Origin of the sequence: Sphingomonas faeni, from assembly GCF_030817315.1 — a bacterium.
Classification (GTDB): domain Bacteria; phylum Pseudomonadota; class Alphaproteobacteria; order Sphingomonadales; family Sphingomonadaceae; genus Sphingomonas; species Sphingomonas faeni_C.
The window spans coordinates 1,945,614-1,970,749 of record NZ_JAUSZF010000001.1 but is presented as its reverse complement, the minus strand read 5'-3'; the positions used below and the strand labels follow the sequence as shown (position 1 = coordinate 1,970,749).

Genomic DNA, 25,136 nt, shown 5'->3' with positions numbered 1-25,136 from the left:
CGTCATGCCGCACTTGCTCCGCTCGCGGTCTGCGGGACGGCGGACACCGGATCTGGTCGGCCTTTATTCTTGAAAGCCCTTATTCTGAGACAAGGGTAGCTTGTTTCCCCACTAAGGCGGGGACCCAGACTGGGCTCCCGCCTTCGCGGGAGAACGAGCAGGACCCGCGACCGCATTCCTACTTCACCGCGATAGTTCGCGAACAGGCCAAGGGGTGACGACGCGATCCGGGCATTGTTCTGGTCCCCGATGAAGCACGCGCTCCGGGAAAAGGCGGTTAGAGCGCGATCTTCCAGTCCCAGCCGAGCGAGTCGCCGTCCATCACCTCGACACCTGCGGCGGCGAGTTCGTCGCGGATCGCATCGGACCGCTCGAAATCCTTTGCGGCGCGGGCGTCGCGGCGCTCCGCCAGGCGCGCGGCGATCGTCTCCTCGTCGATCGTCGCCGATACCGGACGGATGCGGAGGTCCTCGCGGCGGATCGTTGCGAGGTCCAGCCCCAGCACCGCGTCGAAATCGTCGAGTGCTGCTATCCGATCGGCTGGTGCAACGCGCTTGTCCGCGAGCAGTTCGTCGAGGATCGGCAGCGCACGCGGCGTCGCGAGATCGTCCGAGACCGCCTCTTCCAGCCGGTCGGCATAGTGCATCGCGCTGCCCGAGGGGCCGCCCGGCGGACGAGCGCGCAAAGTCTCGACCGCCTGCACCATGCGCTTGAGACGGATCGCCGCCGCCGCGAGGTTCTCCCACGAGAATTCCAGCTCGCTGCGATAATGCGCCTGGAGGCACATCAGGCGGTAGGCGAGGGGGTGGAAGCCGCGGTCGACGATCGTCTGCATCGTCGTGAACTGGCCGGTCGACTTCGACATCTTGCCGGCGCGCTCGACCAGGAAGTTGTTGTGCATCCAGACGCTCGCGCCGGTATCCGCGCAATCGCAGTGCGCCTGGTTCTGCGCGATCTCGTTGGGATGGTGGATCTCGCGGTGGTCGATTCCGCCAGTGTGGATATCGAAATGCGCGCCGAGATAGTGTTTGCTCATCACCGAGCATTCGAGGTGCCAGCCCGGCGCCCCGCGACCCCAAGGCGAATCCCATTCCATCTGGCGGTTCTCGCCCGGCGTCGAGGTGCGCCAGATCGCGAAATCTTGCGGGTTGCGCTTGCCGGCGACGGGCTCGATCCGGCTTTCGATGTCGTCGTTGCCGGCACGCGCGAGGCGGCCATAGTCGGGGACGGTCGACACGTCGAAATACAGCCCGCTGTCGAGCGCGTAGCAATGCTTCGGCGCGATCTGTTCGGCGAACGCGATCATTTCGGCGATATGATCCGTCGCGACCGCCCAACGCGCGGGCGGCACGATGTTGAGCCGCGCGACGTCGCGTTTGAACACGTCGGTATAATAGGCCGCGATCTCCCAAATCGAACGCCCTTGCGCCGCCGCCGCCTTCTCCATCTTGTCGTCGCCGACATCGGCGTCGGAGGTCAGGTGCCCGACATCGGTGATGTTGATGATGTGGGTCGTCGGCCACCCCTTCCAGCGAAGCACGCGGCCGAGCGTGTCGGCGAACAGGAAGGCGCGCATGTTGCCGATGTGCTGGTAATTATAGACGGTCGGCCCGCAGGTGTAGAGCCCGACATCGGTCGGATCGATCGGCTGGAAGGTCTCGAGCTGGCGCGAAAGGCTGTTATACAGTGTCAGGGGGATGCGGGTCATGGGCTGCTCTTAGCGTTGCATGTGCCCTCCGGCAAAGGCGCTCGCGTCTTGTACGGACTCGCCGAAAAAGCTGTTTGGCTTGAAACGATGGCGCTGCGCTGATAGGGGGCCCCGTTCATGCGGCGCGGACCTGTTCGCGACTGCAAAAATCTATTCGACCGGAGCTTAACGGGTTTATGCAGATCATCGTACGCGACAATAATGTCGACCAAGCCCTTCGCGCGCTGAAGAAGAAGCTGCAGCGCGAGGGCGTGTACCGCGAGATGAAGCTGCGCCGGCACTACGAAAAGCCGTCCGAGAAGCGCGCACGCGAGCGTGCAGCAGCGATCCGTCGCTCGCGCAAGCTCGACCGCAAGCGCGCCGAGCGCGACGGCGCACGGTAAGATTTGATTGGCCGTACCCGGCGAGCGGGTGGGCCGATATTCGGGGGTGTCGTGATCGGCACCCCAATCGCTTTCCAACGGCACGCGCGGCGCTCCGGCGTGACCAGATGACCGGGGCCTGATCCGATGTCGACCGTCACCGCAGTGCCGCTGCAGCCAACCAAGCGCAGCTATCTCGTCTATCTCTGGGTTGGTATCGCGCTTGCGCTGATCGCCGCAGTTGCGCTCGCGCGTCAGGGTGATGATCCCCTGGCACGCAATGCGCGCGCGCGGGGCGTGGTCGTTACCGCATCCGGGCTGCAGTACAAGGTGATCGCCCCCGGCAAGCCCGGTGCGGCCAAGCCGACCGACGCCGACGTGGCGCTGGTGAACTACGAGGGTAAGCTGCTCAACGGCACGACCTTCGACAAGTCGCAGCAGCCGACGCCGATGCCGGTCACCGGCGTGGTCCCCGGCTTCTCCGAGGCGCTAAAGCTGATGCCGAAGGGGTCGAAGTATCGCTTCTGGCTGAAGCCTGCACTTGGGTACGGCGACAAGGCCACTGGCCCGATCCCGGCGAATTCGACGCTGGTGTTCGACGTTGAACTGCTCGACTTCCTGCCGCAGAGCGTGGTGCAGCAGATGCAGGCACAGGCCCAGATGGGTCGCGGTGCTCCCGGTGGTATGCCGGGCGGCGCGCCGGGTGGCATGCCGGATGGTGCTCAGACGCCGCCTGCGCAGTAAGCGAGGCGGCGGTATGGGGCTGAACCCGTACCGCATCGTTGGAATCGAAACGCGCCTCGCTTGATTGCGGGGCGCGTTTTGCGTTTCACGCGGGCGATGTCTGCAAATGATGCGCGAACCGTAAGCCTGATCTCCTTGGCGGACCGGCAGCCGGAGCGCGAGGCTACTGCTGGGGAGGTCGTCTCGGAATGTCTTCGGACTGACAGCTATCATGCAGGGAAGAGCTTAGGATCCAGCAGCGTTGTCCAGCAACGTGCGCGGCCGGGGCGCTCGTCCTGTCGGGGCGGCACTGTGAGGCTCTAGTACCAACTGGCCGTACGCATGCGGCAATCGGGACCGAGCAGCCCGGAAACGCCGATATTCACGTGATGATTTGCGCTTCGGCACGCGCTGGCCTGCCAATCCTCAGAACGGCAGGCAAAAAAATAGCGGCCCGAAGACCGCTATTTCTCGAACTAAAGTCGTAAGACTTAGTTGCTGTCCGAATCGTCGTCGTTGTCTGCAACGATAACGATACCGGCGATAACTGCAGCTGCTGCGAGAACCGCAACGATGATGCCGCCGCCAGCGAGTTCGTTCTTGTCAGCCGAAACCGAACCCGAACGGACCGAATGTGCAACCGACAGATTTGCCGGTGCTGCCATGGCCGGAGCAACTGCCATCGTGGCTGCTGCTGCGGTCAGGAGATACTTCCCAAGACGCATGATGAACTCCCTTTGTGCTCGTCGCGGCAGGCAATGGCATGAAAGCTTACCCAACGCAACTAAGACCCTTTGTAACAATGCGAAGAGGATCGCACTGTTGCGGCAGTGCAACACACACGTCCGCTCTCTCTCTATAGCGGAGGCGCGCGACGAAGAAAGCGTTGGCGCGCAAACTGCCCAATAATCGCGGTGAGATGCACGGCAATGTGCGCGGCGAGACGCGTCAGTTCGTCTTAGGTCCTACGGCGGTGCCGGTCTGGAGCGACCATGTCTCGGAACCTTCCATGCCGAGCGCGGTCAGCCGGCCGGACGCATAGGCGCCGGTGTCGATACCGATTCGGTGCCCGCGACGCTCGATCTCGTCGGTCATCGTGTGGCCGTGGACGATCGTCTTTTCCAAGCTCGAGCGATGATCGAGGAAGGGATCGCGGATCCACCGCAAGTCCGACGTGGTTTGCAGGTCGAGTGGGGTATCGGGACGCACGCCCGCATGGACGAACGCGTAATCGCCGATCACGATCATGTCCTCGAACTTGCGCAGAAAGTCGCGGTGCTCGTCGGGCACGAGGATTTCAAGGCGTTTCACCAACTCTTCATAGTCGAGCCGCTCGTATTCCGCGGCTTCCATGCCGTAGCTGAGCACGGTCTCGCGCCCACCGATGCGGCAGAACAGCCGCAATGCCTTGGGTTCGCCGTCGAGCGCACCGAGGAAGATCTCCTCGTGATTTCCCAGCAGGAAACGAACGTCGGGGCGTGCCTGCGCCAGCCCGCGCAACCGATCGATCACCGCCGCCGACGTGGGCCCCCGGTCGACGATGTCGCCGAGGAAGATCAAGGTCGTTTCCGCTGCACCGCGGCCGCGTTCGTCCGCCTCGATCAGGCCGATCAGCTCGTCGAGGAGGTCGGCACGGCCGTGAATGTCGCCGACCGCATAGACGCGGCGACCGGGGGGAACCTGCGGCTGAGTCGACTTGGCAACGCTACGGGACTTGAAAAGCTTTGAAATCATGCTGCAATCGATGTGGTGAGGAAGATGTATGGGACCTGATCGAACGCGTCATTCGATCGCGCGGGCGCATGGCGTCGCATAGAATGTTCCGGCAGGCGTCGCAACGCATCGCCGCGAAGGGGCGCGACGTATCGTCGCGAAGGGGGGGGCGGCCGTGCGGTCATGCAGCATGACGGGCGGGCGCGCGGCGGCTAAAGGAGCGCGATGTCGATGATCTCCCGCTTCGCGCCGTTCCTGATGCTGACGGCCGCCGTTCCCGCGGCTTTGCCTGCCGCACCGATGCCCGTGGCGGATGCGGCGCCTTCAGCCGCGTTCTTCGACACGTTGCGTGCCGCCGATCTCCGGCTGGCGACGATCGCCTATCGACTGACCACCGCGAACGCAGCGTTGTGCGACCGGCTCCAGCCGCAAATTGGCATGCCGATCCATGCGCTGACGCAATATGGCCCAGGCGCGCGCAAGGCCGCGGCGGCGACGTTCGGGTTCGAGTCGACGATCGGTGTCGAGGCGGTCGTCGCCGGCGGTCCCGCGGATCGGGCGGGGGTTCGTCCCAACGATTCGATTGTGGCGATCGACGATCGGCCGCAACCGGGTTTGCCGTCCGCCGATGCGCCGGAAAGTGCGGCGGCCCGCGACGCGGCTGAGGCGATCATCGCCGATGCGCCCACGGGAAAGCCGTTGCGGCTGACGGTACTCCGCGACGGCAAGCGCCTGCCGATCACGATTGCTCCGGTGACCGGCTGTCGATCGCGGTTCGAAATCTTGCTGGGCAGCGGCCTGGATGCGAGCGCTGACGGGGCGATCGTGCAGCTCGGCGAGCGGTTTTTCGAAGGCTATACCGACGAGGAGATCGCTGTCGTCGTGGCGCACGAGCTATCGCACAACATCCTGCGACACCGTGCGCGACTCGATGCGGCGAAGATCAATCGCGGCCTGCTGGCGGAGCTCGGCCGCAACGGGCGCCTGATTCGTGAGACCGAGGATCAGGCCGATCTGCTCGGCATCTATCTGCTGGCGAACGCAGGGTACGATCCGATGTCGGCACCGAAATTCTGGCGTCAGAAGGGGGGCGCGATCGATGGCGGGCTGTTCCGTAGCCGAACCCACGCATCGTCCAAGGCGCGGGCCGAAGCACTCGAAGCCGCCGCACGCGACATCGCGGCGACCGCGACGCGGCCGATCATCCCGCCAGTCGTTGCGACTCGAAACGTGCCGTTGCGCTGAGCGGGGGCGAGGACGCGCGCGGCTGGTCCGGCCAGATGCCGCGGGTGTCGAGCAGGGTGAAGATGTCGGAAACGATGCGGTCCTCGTCGGTGCCGATCAGCTTGGCGGTGCCGGCGGCCACACCTTCCGGCCGCTCGGTAGTCTCGCGCATGACGAGTACGGGCTTGCCGAGCGCGGGCGCCTCCTCCTGCACGCCGCCCGAATCGGTCAGGACGATGTCCGCCATGCCGAGCGCACGGACGAAGTGCGGGTAATCGAGCGGCTCGATCCGCGCGACATTGGCGCGGTCGCCGAGGATCGCGTTCATAACCGATACGACGTTCGGGTTCGGATGGACCGGGAACAGCACCGCAACGTCGTCGCGCTCCGCGATCCGGCCGATCGCCCGCGCGATCGCCGCCATGCCGTCACCGAAATTCTCGCGGCGATGTGTCGTGACGAGGATGATCCGCTTGCCGGCAAAGCGTGAGGCGATCGCGTCGAGCCCGGCCGCGAGCGACGGGTCCGCCGCGACGCGCGCCGCGGTCCAGTGCAGCGCGTCGATCACCGTGTTGCCGGTGACGTGGATCGTGTCCTCCGCGATCGTCTCGCGCCGCAACGCCTCCGCGGCGGTGTCGGTCGGCGCGAAATGCAACGCGGCGATCGGCGCGACGATGCGCCGGTTCACCTCCTCGGGCCAGGGATGGTAGATGTCGCCCGAGCGCAGCCCTGCCTCGACATGCGCAACCGGCACCTTGTGGTAATAGGCGGCGAGCGCACCCGTCATCGCGGTCGCGGTGTCGCCCTGAACGATGACGAGGTCGGGCTTCTCGACATCCATGACGTCGCCGAGCCCGACCAGCAGCCGCGCGGTGAGCCGATCGAGCGTCTGTCCTGGCTCCATCAGGTCGAGATCGATGTCGGGCACGAGATCGGCGATCGCGAGCACCTGATCGAGCAACCCGCGGTGCTGCGCGGTGACGCAGGTGCGGACGGTCAGGCCGGGGATCGCAGCCAGCGCGCGGATCACCGGGAAAAGTTTGATCGCTTCTGGTCGCGTGCCGAAGATGACGAGAACTTTGGGCATGATGCATCCCTAGGGCAACGTCTTTAACGGCGCTAATTCACTGTGACGATTTGCGCGCGGGCGTACCGACCGGTAGACGATCCCACGAGATCAAAGGGAGTATCGAATGACCATAAAGCCGTTGCGCAAGGCCGTATTTCCGGTCGCTGGACTGGGTACGCGCTTTCTTCCGGCCACCAAGGCCATGCCGAAGGAAATGCTCACCGTCGTCGACAAGCCGCTGATCCAATATGCGGTCGAAGAAGCGCTGGAGGCGGGGATCGAGCAGATCATCTTCGTGACCGGCCGCAACAAGGGCGCGCTCGAGGATCATTTCGATATCTCGTACGAGCTCGAGGATACGATGCGGTCGCGCGGCAAGTCGCTGGACGCGATCAGCAATATTCGGATGAAGCCCGGCTCGCCGGTCTATGTCCGCCAGCAGGAGCCGCTCGGCCTGGGCCATGCGGTCTGGTGCGCGCGCGAGATCGTCGGCGACGAGCCGTTCGCGGTGTTGCTCCCCGACGAGCTGATGGTCGGCAAGCCCGGCTTCATGAAGCAGATGGTCGAGGCCTATAATCAGGTCGGCGGCAACGTGATCGGTGCGCTCGAAGTGCCCGATTCGGAAACCGACAAATACGGCATCATCTCGCCGGGCGCGATCGACGGTCGACTGACCGAAGTGACCGCGCTCGTCGAAAAGCCCAAGCGCGGCACCGCGCCGTCGAACCTGATGATTCCGGGCCGCTATATCCTCCAGCCCGAGGTGATGCGGATCTTGGAGACGCAGGAAAAGGGCGCCGGCGGCGAGATCCAGCTGACCGACGCGATGGCGCAGTTGATCGGCAACCAGCCGTTCCACGGCTTCACGTTCGACGGCCAGCGCTATGATTGCGGCGACAAGGCCGGGTACGTCCAGGCCAATCTGGCGATCGCGATGGCCCGCGACGACATCGGACCGGTGGTTCGCGAGTTCGCGAAGGGCCTGCTGGCGCGCTAAGCTATCGGCACGCGCACCGGAACGTCAGAAGGCGTTCCGGTGCGCGTGCCGAGGAAGGTCGAAGCAAAATCCGATGTTGCGTCAGAATTTCCGTTCGTCCCTGTTCGAGTTCGTAATCCGGATCGGCATCATGCGCCGATGAACATGCGACTGTAACGCCCCATCACTTTCTTCGCGATCGTGACGGTGACGATCGAGGGCACGAGCACCGCTATAACCGTGACCGAATACGCGATAAAGCTTCCGGAGAAAAAGCCGTTCAGGACGGATTTGGCCGCTATGTTCAGTATTGCAACGATGTAATAGTGGACGAAGTATATGCCGAAGCTGATGTTTCCAAGATAATTCACCCAACTAGGTATATTCCTGGAAAATTTCGCGCAAAGGCCGGTTAGGCCCAAGCAGAACAGAATTTTAGTGATGAACTCGACATTGTCGAGCCATGGGTCGAGAGCTATTGCGACTAGTGGAAGTATGATCGCGAGTAGCAGTACGGGAAAATAACGCGACAGTTGCGGTATAACTTGTTCGCGATAGTGGCTGACTGCCATGCCAATCACGTAAACCGGTACGTAAAACAGGAAGTTTTTCATCGGATTCGCGTCGTGGGCCGAGCGTCCGACCAGGATCGATATCAGCAGCAAAGGTGCGATAGCCAAGTATCCCCACGGCGTTCGATCCATTCGAACTAATATCGGGGATGCGATATAGACGATTGCCATCATCGGGATGAACCAGAAGGGCGCCAGGTGCGTGCCTGTCGCGAGCATGAACAAGACTAATTTTGGGGCGGAGTCGAACCAGATTGGTGCGTCAAAGCCGTTCAGAGATTTTATGCCGATCAAGTAGGCGGCAATGGCTGGAATCGACCAGGCAAGGTAAGGAACAATGACGTTTATCAACTTCGTGTGAAGGTATCTGTAGTAGGTAAACCGTCCCAGTAAGAACTGAAATAGAAAACCTGAGATATATATGAATACAACGTTGATATGGCGAAACAGAACGCCAGCTTCGTCCGACCTGATAAAGGTATTTTCGAGAAAAGGGTCGCGACAATGCGTGGCAACGACAATGATTATTGCCGTGGCGCGCATCGCTTGGATATAATGAAGGCGTTCACGCCTCTCCGCATTGATCGAAGTCGGCAGTGACGCAGGCGGGGATGTGGTCGATGACGTTGCACCAGCGATGTCCATGGAGGTACCTCAATTCTTAAGAAGCCCTTTACCGTCTTCGCAGGCCTCGTCGATAACAATCGCCTGATCGCGCCTGTCAGTAGAGCGAGGCCGATGAATGATTGGTGATCATCCGATTGGTGAAGCGCTCGCCAAATGTATCGCAGCCTCGCCGACGCTGTTCAGCGGTCACCAGCTTCATTGAGCTTCCGTAATGAACATTGGAATGATGGACCAAGCCTTCTCAATACGCCAGGCGAGGGCGTCGGTGCCGGCAAAAGCGTGCGCTCACTGCCGCTGGCGGGTCTGATGAAGGCGCTTGCCAAGGTCGAACGAGAAGGCGCGCCGCGCAAGCGAATGTGTTTCTCCTGCCGTCCCGCTCTGCCGGAAGCCCATCCGAAAACCAGGGTACCTTCACATGCGAATTCGTCGTGTGCGGTCCAATTTTCGTTAACTGTCTTGGGGTAAGTGCCTGGTCTCGGCTCAAGAGGTGACCAGATTATGGGTAAGTTTCAGAGCGCATGTACGATGATGGTTCTGCTTCTGCTCTGCGCGTGTGGCGGCGATGGCGAGGCCGAAGCCATAGCCACGGTGCCAGCTCCAATTGCGGTGGCGCCCCCCGTAGCGAGCCCAACCCCGGTTCCGGTCGCGCCCCCTCTCGCTGTCGTACCGAACACGATGGCGCTTGGCGCTGCTACGGCGTTCTCCCAGCAGGGCTGGAACTTCTCGATTCTCGACACGGCTCGTTCGATGGGCGCTACTACCCTGCGCGACGGGGTGTCCTGGCGTGATATCGAGAAGGCTCCCGGTACCTATCAGTTCACTTCGGCTAATGTGACGTATCTCGATACGCTGATCGCCAAAGGCTTTGGGGTTACCTTGTTGATGAGCGACAGTAACCCGCTCTACGATAACGGCTATACGGTCTATACCGATGCCGGTCGTGCCGCTTATGCCAAATATATAGTCGCGACGCTCGATCGGTTCCCAGGGATAAAGGCAATCGAGATCGGTAACGAATATAATGCATTCAACTTCGTTACTGGTCCCGTACTCTCCGAGGGCTACGGTCCACGCCAAAAATATTATTTCGATATGCTTCGTACCGTCTACACCGCGGTCAAGGCGAGCCATCCTACCGTGAAAATACTAGGGGGTGCCGCTATCGACATCCCGGTAGGCTATTTCAAGCCGTTGTTTGAGCTGGGTGCTCTCAGTTATATGGATGGCCTTACAATCCACCCTTATGATACCGACCCCGAACAGCTGGAAAAGCAACTCGCGATCCTACGCAGTGCGATGGGTGCGAATGCGCGGCCAATTTACATTACGGAATTCGCCAAGGAGATGGATAGCATCCCTGATACCGCCAGCTATCTAGTCAAGGCTATCGCGGTAATGGCGACGTCGGGTGTCGCCGAGGCTGATTGGTACGCGCTGCGCCAGCAAGGTTCCGCCAGCGATATCTGGTATAAGAATGTGGCCCTGAGCTCGTTCAGCGGTGAGATGCTTGCTCCCGGTCAAGCGTACCAGGTGATGAGTCAGCAGGTCCTGGCCAAGGGCGCGGGGGTGCGCATCGCGATCGACGACTTCACCTATGCCTATGAGTTCGGTCGTAACGCGATGGTGATCTGGGGCGAGCCGCGCAGCCTAACCGTGACCGCCTCTGCCAAATTCTACAACTCTCAAGGCGCGCAGATCGCACAGCCGACGGCCATCACGGCTGGTTCACCCATCATCATCGTCAGCGATACGCCACTGGTTTATGGGGGCAACGTCACCTTGGGCGCAACGCAGCTAGTCGCCGACAGCTATGACCAGTTCGACTTCTCCTATGACGTGTCCGGCCCCGCTACATATCAAGGCCCCTGGGCCTATTATGCCTATGGCACTCGCCGTCAGACCTTCGATGTGCTGTACACGCAGGGCGGCGGCGAGATCAGCAGTTCTGATTGGATGCCCTACATCGGTAGCGATTCGCTTCGGCCGCTGAACATCAACGCCAATAATTTAAATCCCGTCGATTTCGGCACGGCGAGTTCACCAGATATCTTCAAGCCGGTACTGCGCTACACCTCGCCTCATAGCGGTACCTTTACAGTCAAGGGCTCCTGGGATGTTACGAGCCGTTCCTCCGACGGCATCGATCTTACGGTCCAAGTTAATGCAAAGACCGTATTCTCGACAGCCTTCAATGGCCATTACGATATGGAAGTGAAGGATCTGAGTCTCAGCCGGGGGGACGTGGTCAACATCATCGTCGGTACCAACAAGAACGTCACCGGAAGTGATAATACCCGTTATCGGATCAAGATTTACCGCAATAGCTGAGTAACGGTATGAGGGGGGGGCTTACTGGCGGCGTGAACCTTGCAACGCTGGTTGCCCCTCACGGCAACCAGCCACCTCGGCTCAATAGCCGAGCCATGATATCGACGCGTCGGTTCGTCATTTCATTTCTGTTCGGCAGTCATGTTGGCTGCCGTCCAGCAGAAGCCTCTGTGCAGCTTGGCAAGGCTACCTCTTTGGACGTGCCCGAACGGCGCCGTCATCGAGTTTGCGTTCCCAGGCAAGCGCGTCTCGCACGATGCCGTCGAGGTCTGCGTGGCGGGGCGTCCAGTCGAGTTGCGCCAGGATCGCGCTGTTGTCGGAGAGCAGCATCGCCGGATCGCCCTAGCGACGCCCTTCTAGCCAACGTTCGATCGTCATGTTCGTAACCTTGTCGACCGCGTCGAGAACCTCGATCACCGAGAAGCCCTTGCCGTACCCTGCGTTGAGCGTGTGACTCTTGGCAGGGTCGGCGACCAAAACCTCCAGCGGCGACCTGCGCGGCGGCGACGTCGGTCACGTGAATGTAATCGCGCACGTCGGTGCCGTCGGGCGTGTCGAAGTCGGTGCCGTAGACGCCGACATGGCTGCGCTTGCCGGTCGCTGTCTCGACCGCGATCTTGATCAGGTGAGTCGCGCCGACCGTAGACTGGCCGCTCCGCCCCTTAGGATCGGCACCCGCGACGTTGAAGTAGCGCAGCGCCGCATAGTTCATCGGGTGCGCCGCCGCGACGTCGCGCAGCATCGCCTCGGTCATCAGCTTCGACATGCCATACGGATTGATCGGCAAGGTCGGATCGCCTTCCGCGATCGGCACCTTCTCGGGCGTGCCGTACGTCGCGGCCGTCGACGAGAAGATGAAGTGCGGCACGCCCTCGACGATCGCGCTTTCGATCAGCGCGCGGCTGGCGGCGGTGTTGTTGCGGTAATATTTGAGCGGGTCGCAGTATGGAGTTTGCCATCGCGAGGGCGGCTTGCAGAGGCGCCCGGACGTTAAGCTGAACGGCGTCTCATACGTATGGGGACGATGTCTCAGCGTACGAGCAACGACACAACGGGCAAACTCAACGCATTTTGTCGCAGCCGGTAGGCTGTCATCAGAGAGTCAGTTTGCGAGGCTAAGATCACAAACGGTCTGGTGAAACCCCTCAGCAGATGGCGGCGGCGGGGGGCACGCAGGGCCAACATCGACCAGAATCGGTCGCTGCACGAGAATCCTTCACTTAGGGTAGAGTTATGATCATTCATCGTTAAAGGGATGGCATTGGCTCTTGCCACGCCAGGATGGCAGTGCGAATTGTCGCCTGGTTGCCAGTTGAAAGATTGTCAGTGGGCGTGGTCTCTCCTCGGCCGTTCCTGATTCGTTATCGCCACCGGGAGGGGATTAATGTCACCAAGTGATCGCCTGCTGGTTGCTTGCATTTTGTTCGGCGTTTGTGCGGCCATCCTGCTGGGAAGCGTGGGACTGTGGTGGCGTCGTCGTCGCCGCCGTCAGCGGCGCTCCGGTATGCGCAACTACTTTCAGGAGTAGGACAGGCCCGCCTTGTCCGTGGCTGGAGTCTGGTATCGACTTGGAAGCGGGTCTTAATCATCCGGTATCGGACCGCGTCGGTGTATCCAGCGGCAGGGTGCTTCGAAGCGATGGTTTGACGATCTCCGCAGGGCATTGTGCCCTGGCGGCAGGCCCCAAAGGAGCCTCCAGGCCGTAAGGAGGAACGCCGGTTCAGCGATGAATCTGCACTATCCGGCTTGAAGGTTGTTGCAAACCGTCGCCGCGTTAACCATTTATCTCTCCAGAGCCATAAAGGCGTAGTGGAGAGGAAAGATGGCATCACACATAGCTGGTTTCGCATCGGCGTCCGGTCGCAACGTGCCGAAAACCCGTAATTGGCACCCGTATGGTGCCCATGGCGTGTTGCTGGCATTGCCGATGAGTTTAGCGCTTTGGGCGGTCATCGGCGTGGTTGTCTTGTAGTTCCCGGACCCTCGTCATGAGGCCCATCTGTCAAAATCGGCCATCGCCAATGAGCGGATCTCACGTTGGCGGTTGACGATAAAACGTTAGGGCCGCCTGAGATCGAAGCGGACCGGTTTGCCATAGTCTACGCGTCGATCCCGTCCGGGGGAGCGTTGTCCAGAGGACAACGTTCCACACGTGTTCGCAGAGCTTGTTGGAGTATGTTCTGACCTTCCCGGCCCTCGAACGATCCCATAGCTGCGGCTAGCTTGGTTACCCTATCGCGCGGTTCCCAGCGGTAGCTCGTCGGAGTTGAAGTGCTCCCGCGATATTGGGCTGGTACTTTGATGTCGTTACGGTACCGTACCGTGCTGGATATAGAGTTAGTGTCGTACGAACAGCGGGGCTTGGCATGCCACTGATCTAAGCGTCTGAATTGTCGACGCATCTGTCTCCTAGAAACGATTTTAGACATTGTCTCAGTCGCCTTGTCGGTTACAGGCGTGGTGCAATTACCAGCGCCGCCTGACGAGGTACGTTATGACTGACGACATGTTTTTGGACGGACCGGCAACCAAACCGTCCGTCAGCATTGCCTATATCGTTCTAGCTCACGGCGACCCGCAACTGTTCGGCCGACTGATGCATCGGTTGAGCCACCCAGACGCAGCAGCCTTTGTTCACCTCGATAAGAGGTCGCCACTGGCCCAGTTCGAGGAGCAGGTCCGGACCCTGCCGAACGTCCATTTTGTCGCTGACCGAATCCATGTGAAATGGGCTGGCTTCAGCCAGTGCAGATCCACCCTGTTGACGTTCAAGGCGGCGCTTGCCGCTACGGACGAGCGCTGTACCCATTTCGTGGTAATCTCGGGCGCGGATTACCCATTGGCATCAAACCGCGAAATCCTCGATTTTTTCCAGAAACGACCGAGGCAGCAATTCATCCGTCGGTTTGACCTGATGTCGTCGAATGACAGCCATCAGACATGGCGAATCCGTGGTCGCTTCTTTCGCGAATGGGCTGACCGATTCACTTGGAAACGTCGTCCTTTGTTCGTACTTGAGCGGATGTTGAGGCTGTTACCCCGCCGTCTGCCGAAAGGCGTTCGGTTTGCCGCGGGTTCCAATTGGGTAGCGCTTACGCGCGAGTGCGCTGCGTATTGCGTGGAAAAGGCGGACAACGATCGTCGCCTTACCGACTTCCTTCGCCCAGCGTTCGGTCCTGACGAAATCTTTCTGCATACGTTGGTGGAAAACTCGCCCTATGTCGATCAGGCTTCACCAATCGAACCGTATGTGGATATTTCGAAGATTGGCGGCCCGTTCGCCTATAGCAATGTTCATGTCCTGACGCCCAAGGTGCCGATCACCACCTCCGAGGATGCGACAGCGATCCTCGCCTCGCGAGGGGAAAAGCTGTTTACCCGTAAGTTGTCATCAAGTCGTTCTGAGGCGGCGCTGGAGGTCTTCGATAAGGCGGCGTTGTCGGATTAAGCCTATCCATCGGCCTTCACCGTCCGGCGACGAAAGCCCGCAGAGTTAGACTTGGATACTCGATCTACTTTCAGCGGTTTCGGTGTCCTGCCGAACGTATGTGAGCCAGCGACGAGAAGAGGAATGTTTCACCCCCGTCCGGTGATCCCGCGGCCTTCCACAATATACCCAATGAGCTGAGGTAAATGACGCCTCCTACCAGGCCAATCCCTGCCATTATCGCCAGCGTCAACGGGAGCCCGGAACTCGTGAACAGGTGAGTCACCGGCCAGAAAAGTAGCGCGGTCATGATGCCCGTGCCCAGTGCCGGACGTGCCATCGCTTGCAACTGGGTCCTGATGGGAATGGCAGTGATCTTGCGGGCGGCAAACAGGCTGGCAATGCCGATAACCGTGGTGGCGATGCCGCGCGCCATGCAGGCGCCGATCAACCCGAAAGTGAGGATGAGGCCGATCGCAGCAGGGACCTTGACGATAAAATCGAACACTTGGCGACTGAAAATCAGCCATGAGCGCTTGGTCGCTAGCGCCAGCGTATTGAAGGGCGTCCACATCAAGCCGGGGATGGCCGCCAACGCCAGCCACCGCAGGATCTCTCCCGCGTTGCCCCACGCAGGGCCGAGCGCGACGCGGACGAACGGGTCGGCAAGCAGGGCAAGTCCCGTCAACGCAGGAAAGCCAACCATCGCGACAATGCTCATCAGCTTCAGATAGGCACGTTGAAGCCGCTGTTCGTCGTCGCGGACCTGACTGAGCGATACCGACAATGGCCCGACCACAGGGTTCAATAGAATCTGGGTGGGGAGCGCCGACAGGTTGTCCGCGATGGTGAAGCGCCCGACCTCAGGCTTGCTCATCGCCCAACCGAGTACCAAGCGGTCGACCTGCCAGGTCAGCGCGGAGAATATCTGACCGGCGCTCAGCCAGCCGAGAAAGCCGCTGAAGAGCCGCCATTCTACCAGCGTAAGACGGGGCCGATACGGCACCAGTGCGAATGACATCATCAACGAGAGCAACGGCGTCAGGACGGTACCGCCTGCCAGCGCCCAATAGCTGCGCGTGAAATAGGCGAGTAGGCCGGAAAGCAGGCAAGAAACGACCTTGCTGGTTACGTCGATTGAAATTTGGCGTTTAAAATCGAGCGCGCGGTCATACACGATCATGTTCGGGTTCTGGATACCGCGCGCGGCGGGCGCCAAAGCCAGAGCGCAAATGAGCGGCAACAGGCGGGGATCCTGGTAAAAGATCGAAAATGGCCAAGCGACTGCTCCGACCAGCATGGCCAGCACTACCCCGCGGAGAATGCTCAGGGTGAAAGCCGTATCGAGTAAGCCCCGGTTGACCGACTTCTCGACCAGTAGAACCTGCCCGACCGGCAGTTCAAATACTGCCTCCACGATCAGGATAAGACTCATCGCGACGGCGACGACGCCAAAATCCGCGGGAGTCAGCAGCCGTGCGAGGATCAACAGGGACACAAAATCTATGCCGCGACTGACCAATCGCGCGCCTATCAGAGAGACAGACGCTAACGCGGTGCGCTGCGTGGCAGGCACCGTTCCCGTAACACCGGTGGGATTTCCTTCTAAAGTTTCAGGTCCGGTAGGGGGTACACTCGACATGCCGGAAATCCGTTAGGGCGCAGTTCGCACCTGGAACGGCTCAGTGCACGAGCAACCGTGCGAGACCATCATTGGATACGGTAGCTGAAGGAAAACAAGCTCATACTGATGAACAGGGCCATTAGCCAAGCCGATTCGATGACGTAAGGCGCGCTGATCGGTGCGGCCATGGCCAATCCGTGCTGCTAACTGATCAACCCAGCGGGCGACCGTCCCGGTTGCGCCAACACGGTTGAGTTCCACCGCCTCGGCCCGACGGTCGTCGGCGCGCAACTCGGACCTTGGACGCAACATAATGCGCTTCGTCGCGCCATCGCAGTTGTCGCCTTTGATCAAGCCTTTCGGTTGCATTTCAACGCACTCCGTTTGCCGACGATGTCAGTGGCATGCTTCTAGACAGGAAAGCTCGCAAGACCCTTTAGTGGATCGCGGCCCAAGATATTCGCTGGCAAGGCTTCTCGGTGTTCCTGTGAGGCTTGCCACGGCAGCTTCAGCATAGGGCTGTGGTCGTAGTTGCCCGTTTACTCTGCCACGGGCGCCATCAGGATCTTTGCATCCGGCGCCCTCGTGTTGCCAGTCGCTGGGACCTGAGTCCGTAGCGAGGCGATCGTGGCTGCGCAGCCCGTGCCCGGGCGTCGCCAAGCAGTTTTGGCGCCGCAGCCATTACTGCAAAAAACAGCGCATTGAAGATGCCGAAGTCTACCAACGTGCCCGCGACGGCAGCAGGGATCAGCACGATTAAAAACGCGTAGCGTGCTCCAATGGCGGAAAAGCGGATCACCAGGTCGGTACGGGGCAGGTACGCGAAAAATCCCCGTGCAAGGAAGGCCAGCAGCAGCAGCGCACCGAGCACCCCGGTGCTGCTCAACACCGCCACGACCCAGCTCGAGGTACGGGTAGAGCCGACCCCAACGCCGTAGCCGCCGGTAGCGGTGAAGCCTTGCAGACTGATGCGATTCCAAGAGGAGCGCTCATCGGCGGAATCACTGCCGCCCTTTTCCAGTAGCGTGTTGTTAACGATGGCTATCGGACCATCGAGGATAGCGGGACGTGCTGCGACATACGCACATCCGAGCAATACCGCCATGATCAGCGCCACGAGCGACGACGTCGATTGACGCCGATCAAGACCCGTTCGTGGCGTGACCAGCAAGAGAGCGAGGCGAAGCAGGTACATCAGGAATAGGGTGATCAAGCCCAAATAAGCGGAGGAACTCGTCGAGAGGACCGTCATCAGGAGCAAGGCGCCGATCAAACCCCTCTGCATCCAGGACGGCTTACTACTCGCCCATGACGCTGGTGACATGAAGATCAGGATGGCGGCGAAGGACAGGACCATGGCCCCGAAAGTCGACGCCTCGGTATTGAAGCCGATTACGCGCCGACTGTTGACGACTTCCGCCCCTTCCATGATGGCGTATGACGCGGTGCGCAGAGGCGCCAGAAGTGCGGTGCCTGCCGTCGCCATGTCCAAGAGCCCCGACGCCACCGCCATTGTTGCGCCAGCGAGCAGCGCGGACGAAAGCATCGCGGGGCCGGTTGGGGACAAGAACAAAATGTACAGGGCAACGCACAACACGAATGACATCGTCAGGTACAAGGGCTGGGTGATGTTGCCCGAGGTGAACGCGAGCGGCGCCGGGCGTGCTGTAGTAAGTTCCATAACCGGCGCGCCGTGGAAGAGATACGGTGCCGAATAGGTAATGATCAGTCCGACAATGACGAAGGCGGTGAGAAAACCAAGCCTCTTCCAGTTGAACAGGCCGTCCCACAGGTTGGTCAGATTACGTGTAGTCAGGAGGACCTTGACAACTACGAGCGGAGACAGGGCGGCATACGGCAGGATCGTGATCGATCCAGGTACTACGGTCATCGAGCCGAACGGCAACGACACGAACAGAAGCGTGAGGCTCCACCGCAGCGGCATGATGGCGGCGAGGGCGAACAAAAGCCAGAACACGCTCAGCACTATCATTGCGGGACCATCATCATGCTAAACCGATCTCAACGGGTTGAATTTTTCACATAGCGGACCTTGTACCGACAGGCGAGATGTACCGGCTCCCTAGGGATGCGCCGGCTGGCCGGAAAACCGGAACGACCCAGGTCGATGTCCCATATTTGGACTGAAACAGGGTTAGGCGGAGCACCGCGAAACAGATACTAGCGCCGCCGGAGGTTCTCAGGTGAGATTGTCGCAGGCGCAGAAATCGGTGGTATGGGTCCTACTAGTGGTCCTTATGCTGGGGGCGGCAGCCCTGGCGCTGACGATGATCGCCCAAGAAGGGCCTGGTGTAACGCGCACGATGGACGGCACGATCGAAGGCCGCGCGGGGTCGGCGCTGCCGGCCGATGCACAAGACGCTGACCCGAGTGCCGATCTGCCGATCGAACGATTTTTGCCTAGCGAGGTTCTAAAACTCGATGCCCAAGACGCGATGGCGCGCAACCTCGCGTTGCCCGTCAGCACCGGGCCAAACCCCGTTGCGCCCATATTCGTCGCGCAATGGTTGGGGCCGGAGCTCGCCAGTGCGACCAAGTGCCTAGCCACAGCGGTTTACTACGAGGCGGCCGGCGAGCCGATCGCGGGTCAGCGCGCGGTTGCCCAGGTCGTGCTCAATCGGCTGCGCAACCCGCGCTACCCCAAGACCATCTGCGAGGTCGTATACCAGGGTGCCGAGCGGCCGACAGGGTGCCAGTTCAGCTTCGCGTGCGACGGCTCGACTCGCCGAGTGCCGGGCGCGGCGGGCTTGGCGGTAGCCACGGCTGTGGCCACCTCGGTGCTCAACGGCGTGACATCGGCAGAGGTCGGGCAGGCAACGCACTATCATACGCTGGCAGTGTTCCCTGCCTGGGCGCCGCAACTCGCCAAGATAGGCATCATTGGCCATCACGTTTTCTACCGCCCGCCCGGGCGTACCACCTATAGCTATGATGTGATCCCCAAGGTGCCCCCATTGGAGCCGTTGCCGGCAACGGTTGCCGATGTCGCACCCCTGCCAGACCCGGTGCAGCTGCCGTCTAAGCCAAGCAATGCGTCCGCTGCGACGGTGGCGTCCGACGCTGCTTCAGCCGGCGGGTTAATATCGGGCCAGGCTGGTTTGGAGACGGTCAGGGGCGGCGATCTCCGTCAGTCGGGCGGTTCGGCCAACGATCAATCCGCTGCCGTCCCGCCCGCTGATAAGTCACCGCGCTCGATGTTTCCGGTACGACGGAACCGTACTCCGAACCTGCCGCTTGTCTCGGGGCAATGATGTTGAAATTCGCAAAACCTGGGAAACATCGCTTCGGCGAAGTGTCTAAATTCAGGAAATGTATATCTTTATGGGGCTATCCGCGCCTGTCGGTTATGGTATCCGACGGGCGGCGTCGCAACGCGGCATCGATCAAGATGGCTAATGAAGAAAAAGGGCTTGTATGACGACTGTGCAGCCCTCTGTGTCATTCGTACCAAATTCTGCCGTCGACGATCGTAGCAGCAGGCGCGAGCCTGTGCTGCGTCTACTCGATCTGACGATCGGTATCGTGGCGATCCTTATTTTCGGTCCTTTGATGATCGCGCTGGCGATCATAATTTATGCGTCGAACCCGGGACCTATATTTTTCGTGCAACAGCGGATCGGCCTGAACGGCAAGAGCTTCGCGTGCTTCAAGTTTCGGACCATGGTCGTGGACGCACAAGAGCGGCTCGCTCGCTTGCTCGAGGAGGATCCTGCTGCCCGCCTCGAATGGGCGCGCGACCATAAACTGCGGAGCGATCCGCGCATTACTTCGGTAGGCCGTTTCTTGCGCAAGAGTAGCTTTGACGAGCTGCCTCAGTTCTTCAACCTGATCAACGGCACGATGAGTGCGGTCGGCCCGCGGCCGATCGTGCATGCGGAGATCGCCCGCTATGGGCGTTGGTTCGGCGATTATTGCCGTGTGAAGCCGGGCATCACCGGTCTGTGGCAGGTCAGCGGCCGCAGCGATACGACCTACCGACGGCGGGTCGCGCTCGACGTCGCGTATTCGCGTCATCGTTCGATCGGACTGAATTTCAAGATTATGCTTATGACTATTCCGGCGGTGTTGGCCGCGCGCGGTTCGCGATGACCGTACAGATGTCCGACAGTGTTGCGGCGCATCCTGCCGCTGTGCCGCGCGTTGCGATCATCCATTATTGGCTGGTCACCATGCGGGGGGGCGAGCGGGTGCTCGAGCGCATATGCGAGCTCTATCCGGACGCGGATATCTTTACCCATGTCGTCGACCATGACGCTCTGTCGCAAGTGCTGAAAAGGCACCGTATCTTTACGACGAGCATTGCCAAGCTTCCGGGTGCGCGGAAACATTACCAGAAATATCTGGCGCTGATGCCACGTGCGCTCGAGGAGCTGGATCTTAGCGCCTATGATCTTGTTATCAGTTGTGAAGCAGGGCCCGCCAAGGGTGTGATTACCCGCCCCGATGCGGTGCACGTCACCTACTGTCACTCGCCCATGCGCTACATCTGGGACCAGTATCACGCATATGTCGGTGCGGGTGGGCGCGGGGCCAAGCTGTTTTTGTCCAAGGTCGCGCCGCGGCTGCGGATCTGGGACCACGCAAGCGCCAGTCGTCCCGACCTGATCATGGCGAATAGCCATTTCGTACGTCGTCGCATCCGCAAATTCTGGGGGCGTGAGGCGACGGTGGTCTACCCGCCGGTCGATGTCGAGCAATTCCATCAGAGTGATGCGGTATCCGACGAGTTCATCTGGGTCGGGCAGCTCGTGCCGTATAAGCGCCCGGACATCGCCGTGGACGCATTCACCCGATCCGGGCGCAAGCTCCATGTCATCGGCGACGGATCGATGCTCGCGGACCTCAAGAAACGCGGCGGACCGAATATCCGGTTCACGACGCGGATGAAATTCGATCAGTTGCGCGAAGCCTACGCGACCGCGCGCGCTCTGGTGTTCACTGCCGAGGAGGATTTCGGGATCATTCCCGTCGAGTCCCAGGCGGCGGGGCGTCCGGTGCTGGTTTATGGCCGTGGAGGCGGGACCGAGACGGTCGTCGATGGCGTTACGGGTTTGTACATCCCCGAGCAGACAGCCGAGGCGGTGATGGAAACGCTGGATCGGTTCGACATCTGGTTGCCCGGATTCGATCCAGCCGCGGCGATCCTTCAGGCGCAAAATTTCACGAGAGCGCGGTTCGTCGAGGGCTTCTCGGCGGCGGTAAAGGTGGCCACCCGTCGGGTGTTCGGCGACGGCGCTGGGAGCAATGCCGCTGACTAGTCGAGCCAGGTGGCGTGATCGACGAGTAGTTTGTCCGAGATCGTCGTAGGGCCGGTTGATCGGTAAGCTATCCCTGCTGACTGCATGGGATCCACATGACACCTGAGCGGGTGTCCTTTAGGGGTGGAAATATGAAAGTTGCTGTCATCATCGCCACTGTTGGTCGCCCCGTCGAGGCCGGGCGGTGGGTGCAGCATTGTGCCGACCAGACGCTTACCCCGAGCGAGTTGGTGTATTCAATTGCCCGGGCAAGCGATTTGCCCGATGACTTTGCCGATCCATCTGCTCGTGTGATTACAGGCCGTGGAGGTCTTACGACCCAGCGCAATGCAGGCATGGCGGCTTTGACCACGAACCCAGATATTATTGCGTTCTTCGACGACGACTATGTGCCTTCGCGGTATTGCTTGGAGGGTATCGTCCGTGCGTTTACCGAGCAGCCAGATCTGGTCGCCGTGAGCGGCCTGTTGCTTGCGGACGGGATTAACTCGGCGGGCATCTCCTATGCCGACGCACGGAAGATGGTTGACGATTTCGACCAACGGCACCGCTGGCAGACGCCCAGTTTCGAGCCTCTGGCTGGCGCTTACGGATGCAACATGGCTTATCGAGCATCGGCCCTTTCGGGCGAGCAGTTTGATGAGAGGTTGCCGCTCTATGGCTGGCAAGAGGACGTCGATTTCTCGCGCAGGGTCGCTCGGCCTGAGCAAATTATGACGAGCAACTTGTTCACCGGCGTGCATCAAGGCGCGAAAGGCGGACGCACCTCGGGTAGAAAACTGGGATATTCCCAAGTTGCCAATATTGCATATCTGATGCGGAAGGGGAGCATGCCTGTAGGCAAGGGGTTGCTGAACCTGACCCGCAACATGCTGGCCAACCACCTAAAGGCGTTGCGGCCCGAGCCGTGGGTAGATCGGAAGGGGCGAGTAGAGGGTAATTGGTTGGCTATTGCCGACGTCTTGAAAAGAAAAGATAAGCCCGAACGCATACTCGAGATGTAAATGCGTGGGCGTTGATCGCCAAGCCAAATGTGCCAGCGTAACCTTTTCTATATCTAGACAAATTCCAATTTGTGAAGCGATCAAATGATAATAGTACATTACTTGAATCATACGCTTCAGGCAAATGGACATGTTGCCGTAGCGGTCGATCTGGCCTGTGCACAGGCGGCTTTGGGTCACCAAGTATATTTGGTATCGGGGCGCGGCGACTTTGACGATGTGTTGGTCCGCAACGGTGTAACCAAGATCGACGTTCCCGACGCCCGCGGACTTTTCCCCTTGCGTATGCTTACCATGGCAAGGTCGCTGCTCCCGGTAATGCGACGTATCCGCCCCGATATCGTCAATGCCCACATGGTTACTGCCGCTATCGCAGCGCGGTTGGTCGCGTGGACGTCGGGCTACAAGTTGGTCACGACCGTTCACAATTCATTCGATCGGCAAGCGCCGCTCATGCGGGTCGGCGACCGCGTCATCGCGGTCAGCAAGTCGGTGTATGATGAAATGCGAGGGTTCGGGGTCGCGGCGAGCAAGCTGAGGATCGTGCACAACGGCACGATCGGTGGCGCGAGGCGCCCGGCAGTGCCGGTGCAACGCACCACCCTGTCTCGTCCGGCAATCGCCACTGTGTGTGGTCTGCACCCTCGGAAGGGAGTCGATCATCTCATTGACGCGTTCGCCATCGTGCATCGTCAATGCCCTGCTGCTCATCTGTATATCGTCGGCGACGGACCGTTTCGCACGGCCTACGAACAGCGGGCGGCCGACAGCGGGGCGGGGGCCTCGATCCATTTCACCGGGCATGTAGGGGACCCACGGGAGGTGCTGGCCGAGGTGGATATCTTCGCATTGGCATCTTTGCGCGAGCCGTTTGGCCTTGTGGTGTCCGAGGCTCGTGAAATGGGTTGCGCGCTGGTCACGACGGACGTCGATGGGTTGCCGGAGGCCGTGGGGGGGGCTGACCATGGGATATTGGTCCCGCCGGCCGATCCGGCTGCCATGGCTGCTGCGCTATTGTCGTTGATCAACGATCCGGCTCTGCTCGCACGCTATCGTGCCGCTTCGAGCGCCGATACAGAAGGCCTTACGGTTGCAGTTATGGCGAAATCGACGCTGGACGTGTATGATGAAATCATCAGCTAGAGTAGCGATCCGAGCCGATACAGCATCGTCATGGAGAGAAGAGTGCTGTGACCCCGAGCGTATCCACGGCAAGATCGATTGGGTACGTTCCATGGATATCGGTAATGTTCTTCGGCGACTAGTTGCCGTAGCTTCCTGGAATATGCACTATGCCAATTTTGAACCTGAAATGCTGAACTGCCTACCAACGGCGCCGATCCGTTCCACGGCCGGGTGGCGCTGAGGCTATGCGCTCTTATCATAGCCTCCTGATCAATGGTCGCTTCTTGGCGGCAAAACAAACCGGCGTTCAACGCGTAGCGCGAGAGTTACTGCATCAGGTTGAAAAACACGCCGATCAGCTCGATCATTTGTTCGACAAGGGCATCAGGGTGCGCTGCCCCGGTGATAGCACAAAGGACTATGATGGCGGCCTGCCGTTGGAGAGCGGTGCTCGGCTTCGAGGGCAGGCATGGGAGCAGTTCGAACTGCCGCTCTACGCCAAGGGAAGCTTGCTGCTGAACCTGTGCAACATGGCCCCGATCACGTCAAAGCACGCGATCACCATGATCCATGACGCGCAGGTCTACAGCATGCCGTCATCTTATTCGCGCGCCTTTCGCCAATGGTATCGATTTGTTCTGCCGCGCCTCGGGAGACGCCACCTTCAGATTTTAACCGTGTCCGAATTTTCGGCACGACAACTCGTCGAGTTTGGTGTCGCGCCGGCCGATCGGATTACGGTGATCTACAACGGCGTCGATCATGTTCGTGGTTTCACGCCCGATCTCACGGTCAATGAAGCGCATGGTCTGGTCCCCCGGGGATACGTACTCGCGCTGGCGAACACGCAGCACCACAAGAATATCCAGGTGCTGCTGCGTGCGTTCGGTCGAGGTGGGCTGGGTCACACTCGGCTGGTACTCATCGGGGGTGCGGACGCAGATGAGTTTGCCGCACAAGGGCTTGCGGTACCTCCGGGCACGATCTTTGCCGGCAAGGTCAGCGACGGGCAAATGCGTGCGCTGATGGAAGATGCATTGTGCTTCGCCATGCCGTCGCTGACCGAAGGCTTCGGTCTTCCTCCTCTAGAGGCGATGATGCTCGGCTGCCCGGCGCTACTTGCTCCCTGCGGCGCGTTGCCCGAAGTATGCGAGGATGCCGCATTGTACGCCAATCCGCACGATCCCGATGCTTGGAAGGGCGCCATCCTCCGCATACGTGACGAGCCGGGCCTGCGCGAACGATTGGTCGAGGCTGGCCGCCTGCAAAGCGACCAGTTCACGTGGGACGCGGCAGGGCGGCGCATAGTGGAGACAATCAAGCGGTTTGCCGCGCCCCGTACAGCTTAACGCCATGGCTCAGACCGCTATCGCCC

19 protein-coding genes and 1 pseudogene are annotated in these 25,136 nt (G+C 60.5%); 12 read left to right on the top strand and 8 right to left on the bottom strand.

Annotated elements, in window-relative coordinates:
• Positions 1–277: 277 nt before the first annotated feature.
• Entirely contained in the window at positions 278–1,708 is a 1,431-nt protein-coding gene (cysS, locus tag QFZ54_RS09145; RefSeq protein WP_307086513.1) for a cysteine--tRNA ligase, read from the bottom strand.
• Between the two features lie 176 nt (positions 1,709–1,884).
• Between cysS and rpsU the strand changes: the two genes are divergently transcribed.
• Both rpsU and QFZ54_RS09135 read left to right on the top strand, forming a co-directional pair.
• Positions 1,885–2,091, top strand: coding sequence for a 30S ribosomal protein S21 (gene rpsU / locus QFZ54_RS09140; protein ID WP_055878578.1), 207 nt, complete (start codon positions 1,885–1,887; stop codon positions 2,089–2,091).
• Positions 2,092–2,217: 126 nt separating this feature from the next.
• Positions 2,218–2,814, top strand: a complete 597-nt coding sequence (locus tag QFZ54_RS09135) for an FKBP-type peptidyl-prolyl cis-trans isomerase (RefSeq protein ID WP_307086511.1) — start codon at positions 2,218–2,220, stop codon at positions 2,812–2,814.
• A gap of 470 nt (positions 2,815–3,284) precedes the next feature.
• Here the strand turns inward: QFZ54_RS09135 and QFZ54_RS09130 are convergent, their stop codons facing one another.
• Both QFZ54_RS09130 and QFZ54_RS09125 read right to left on the bottom strand, forming a co-directional pair.
• Positions 3,285–3,518 (bottom strand): hypothetical protein, encoded by a 234-nt coding sequence (locus QFZ54_RS09130; RefSeq protein WP_176501462.1) that lies wholly within the window; start codon positions 3,516–3,518, stop codon positions 3,285–3,287.
• A gap of 223 nt (positions 3,519–3,741) precedes the next feature.
• The gene (locus QFZ54_RS09125; RefSeq protein WP_307086509.1) at positions 3,742–4,527 is read right to left on the bottom strand and encodes a metallophosphoesterase family protein; all 786 of its coding nucleotides are present in this window, start codon (positions 4,525–4,527) and stop codon (positions 3,742–3,744) included.
• A gap of 204 nt (positions 4,528–4,731) precedes the next feature.
• Between QFZ54_RS09125 and QFZ54_RS09120 the strand changes: the two genes are divergently transcribed.
• Complete coding sequence (locus QFZ54_RS09120; protein WP_307086507.1) at positions 4,732–5,751, top strand: M48 family metallopeptidase; 1,020 nt, start codon at positions 4,732–4,734, stop codon at positions 5,749–5,751.
• Here QFZ54_RS09120 and wecB read toward each other — a convergent pair.
• Complete coding sequence (gene wecB / locus QFZ54_RS09115) at positions 5,708–6,817, bottom strand: non-hydrolyzing UDP-N-acetylglucosamine 2-epimerase (RefSeq protein ID WP_307086505.1); 1,110 nt, start codon at positions 6,815–6,817, stop codon at positions 5,708–5,710. The two genes, QFZ54_RS09120 and wecB, sit on opposite strands and share 44 nt — an antisense overlap.
• A gap of 106 nt (positions 6,818–6,923) precedes the next feature.
• On the opposite strand from wecB, the gene galU reads away from it, so the two are divergent.
• Complete coding sequence (gene galU / locus QFZ54_RS09110) at positions 6,924–7,796, top strand: UTP--glucose-1-phosphate uridylyltransferase GalU (RefSeq protein ID WP_307086503.1); 873 nt, start codon at positions 6,924–6,926, stop codon at positions 7,794–7,796.
• 128 nt (positions 7,797–7,924) lie between these two features.
• On the opposite strand, the gene QFZ54_RS09105 is transcribed toward galU, so the two are convergent.
• Positions 7,925–8,992 (bottom strand): acyltransferase family protein, encoded by a 1,068-nt coding sequence (locus tag QFZ54_RS09105; protein WP_307086501.1) that lies wholly within the window; start codon positions 8,990–8,992, stop codon positions 7,925–7,927.
• A 507-nt stretch (positions 8,993–9,499) separates the two neighbouring features.
• Between QFZ54_RS09105 and QFZ54_RS09100 the strand changes: the two genes are divergently transcribed.
• Complete coding sequence (locus QFZ54_RS09100; RefSeq protein ID WP_307086499.1) at positions 9,500–11,302, top strand: glycosyl hydrolase; 1,803 nt, start codon at positions 9,500–9,502, stop codon at positions 11,300–11,302.
• 186 nt (positions 11,303–11,488) lie between these two features.
• Here the strand turns inward: QFZ54_RS09100 and galE are convergent.
• Positions 11,489–12,242: pseudogene (gene galE / locus QFZ54_RS09095) on the bottom strand (UDP-glucose 4-epimerase GalE); the annotation flags it as partial.
• A gap of 1,554 nt (positions 12,243–13,796) precedes the next feature.
• Here galE and QFZ54_RS09090 point away from each other — a divergent pair.
• Positions 13,797–14,750, top strand: a complete 954-nt coding sequence (locus QFZ54_RS09090) for a beta-1,6-N-acetylglucosaminyltransferase (RefSeq protein WP_307086497.1) — start codon at positions 13,797–13,799, stop codon at positions 14,748–14,750.
• A 70-nt stretch (positions 14,751–14,820) separates the two neighbouring features.
• On the opposite strand, the gene QFZ54_RS09085 is transcribed toward QFZ54_RS09090, so the two are convergent.
• A complete protein-coding gene (locus QFZ54_RS09085; protein ID WP_307086495.1) occupies positions 14,821–16,371 on the bottom strand; it encodes a lipopolysaccharide biosynthesis protein in 1,551 nt (516 codons plus the stop codon).
• 541 nt (positions 16,372–16,912) lie between these two features.
• Positions 16,913–18,346 (bottom strand): hypothetical protein, encoded by a 1,434-nt coding sequence (locus tag QFZ54_RS09080; RefSeq protein ID WP_307086493.1) that lies wholly within the window; start codon positions 18,344–18,346, stop codon positions 16,913–16,915.
• Between the two features lie 331 nt (positions 18,347–18,677).
• Here QFZ54_RS09080 and QFZ54_RS09075 point away from each other — a divergent pair, with 331 nt between their 5' ends.
• The 6 genes from QFZ54_RS09075 (at position 18,678) to QFZ54_RS09050 (ending at position 25,110) form a co-directional block, all read left to right on the top strand.
• The gene (locus tag QFZ54_RS09075; protein WP_307086492.1) at positions 18,678–19,625 is read left to right on the top strand and encodes a cell wall hydrolase; all 948 of its coding nucleotides are present in this window, start codon (positions 18,678–18,680) and stop codon (positions 19,623–19,625) included.
• Between the two features lie 238 nt (positions 19,626–19,863).
• A complete protein-coding gene (locus tag QFZ54_RS09070; RefSeq protein WP_307086490.1) occupies positions 19,864–20,463 on the top strand; it encodes a sugar transferase in 600 nt (199 codons plus the stop codon).
• A gap of 8 nt (positions 20,464–20,471) precedes the next feature.
• Positions 20,472–21,632 (top strand): glycosyltransferase, encoded by a 1,161-nt coding sequence (locus QFZ54_RS09065; protein ID WP_307086488.1) that lies wholly within the window; start codon positions 20,472–20,474, stop codon positions 21,630–21,632.
• A gap of 131 nt (positions 21,633–21,763) precedes the next feature.
• Positions 21,764–22,636, top strand: a complete 873-nt coding sequence (locus tag QFZ54_RS09060) for a glycosyltransferase family 2 protein (RefSeq protein ID WP_307086486.1) — start codon at positions 21,764–21,766, stop codon at positions 22,634–22,636.
• Positions 22,637–22,720: 84 nt separating this feature from the next.
• Positions 22,721–23,779, top strand: coding sequence for a glycosyltransferase (locus QFZ54_RS09055; RefSeq protein ID WP_307086484.1), 1,059 nt, complete (start codon positions 22,721–22,723; stop codon positions 23,777–23,779).
• A gap of 227 nt (positions 23,780–24,006) precedes the next feature.
• Complete coding sequence (locus QFZ54_RS09050) at positions 24,007–25,110, top strand: glycosyltransferase family 4 protein (protein WP_307086481.1); 1,104 nt, start codon at positions 24,007–24,009, stop codon at positions 25,108–25,110.
• The last annotated feature ends 26 nt before the right edge of the window (positions 25,111–25,136 follow it).

Excerpts from the sequence above, each read along its gene's own strand:
- cysS (WP_307086513.1), bottom strand. The coding sequence starts at position 1,708 with ATGACCCGCATCCCCCTGACACTGTATAACAGCCTTTCGCGCCAGCTC.
- rpsU (WP_055878578.1), top strand. The coding sequence starts at position 1,885 with ATGCAGATCATCGTACGCGACAATAATGTCGACCAAGCCCTTCGCGCG.
- QFZ54_RS09135 (WP_307086511.1), top strand. The coding sequence starts at position 2,218 with ATGTCGACCGTCACCGCAGTGCCGCTGCAGCCAACCAAGCGCAGCTAT.
- QFZ54_RS09130 (WP_176501462.1), bottom strand. The coding sequence starts at position 3,518 with ATGCGTCTTGGGAAGTATCTCCTGACCGCAGCAGCAGCCACGATGGCA.
- QFZ54_RS09125 (WP_307086509.1), bottom strand. The coding sequence starts at position 4,527 with ATGATTTCAAAGCTTTTCAAGTCCCGTAGCGTTGCCAAGTCGACTCAG.
- QFZ54_RS09120 (WP_307086507.1), top strand. The coding sequence starts at position 4,732 with ATGTCGATGATCTCCCGCTTCGCGCCGTTCCTGATGCTGACGGCCGCC.
- wecB (WP_307086505.1), bottom strand. The coding sequence starts at position 6,817 with ATGCCCAAAGTTCTCGTCATCTTCGGCACGCGACCAGAAGCGATCAAA.
- galU (WP_307086503.1), top strand. The coding sequence starts at position 6,924 with ATGACCATAAAGCCGTTGCGCAAGGCCGTATTTCCGGTCGCTGGACTG.
- QFZ54_RS09105 (WP_307086501.1), bottom strand. The coding sequence starts at position 8,992 with ATGGACATCGCTGGTGCAACGTCATCGACCACATCCCCGCCTGCGTCA.
- QFZ54_RS09100 (WP_307086499.1), top strand. The coding sequence starts at position 9,500 with ATGATGGTTCTGCTTCTGCTCTGCGCGTGTGGCGGCGATGGCGAGGCC.
- QFZ54_RS09090 (WP_307086497.1), top strand. The coding sequence starts at position 13,797 with ATGACTGACGACATGTTTTTGGACGGACCGGCAACCAAACCGTCCGTC.
- QFZ54_RS09085 (WP_307086495.1), bottom strand. The coding sequence starts at position 16,371 with ATGTCGAGTGTACCCCCTACCGGACCTGAAACTTTAGAAGGAAATCCC.
- QFZ54_RS09080 (WP_307086493.1), bottom strand. The coding sequence starts at position 18,346 with ATGATAGTGCTGAGCGTGTTCTGGCTTTTGTTCGCCCTCGCCGCCATC.
- QFZ54_RS09075 (WP_307086492.1), top strand. The coding sequence starts at position 18,678 with ATGGACGGCACGATCGAAGGCCGCGCGGGGTCGGCGCTGCCGGCCGAT.
- QFZ54_RS09065 (WP_307086488.1), top strand. The coding sequence starts at position 20,472 with ATGTCCGACAGTGTTGCGGCGCATCCTGCCGCTGTGCCGCGCGTTGCG.
- QFZ54_RS09060 (WP_307086486.1), top strand. The coding sequence starts at position 21,764 with ATGAAAGTTGCTGTCATCATCGCCACTGTTGGTCGCCCCGTCGAGGCC.
- QFZ54_RS09055 (WP_307086484.1), top strand. The coding sequence starts at position 22,721 with ATGATAATAGTACATTACTTGAATCATACGCTTCAGGCAAATGGACAT.
- QFZ54_RS09050 (WP_307086481.1), top strand. The coding sequence starts at position 24,007 with ATGCGCTCTTATCATAGCCTCCTGATCAATGGTCGCTTCTTGGCGGCA.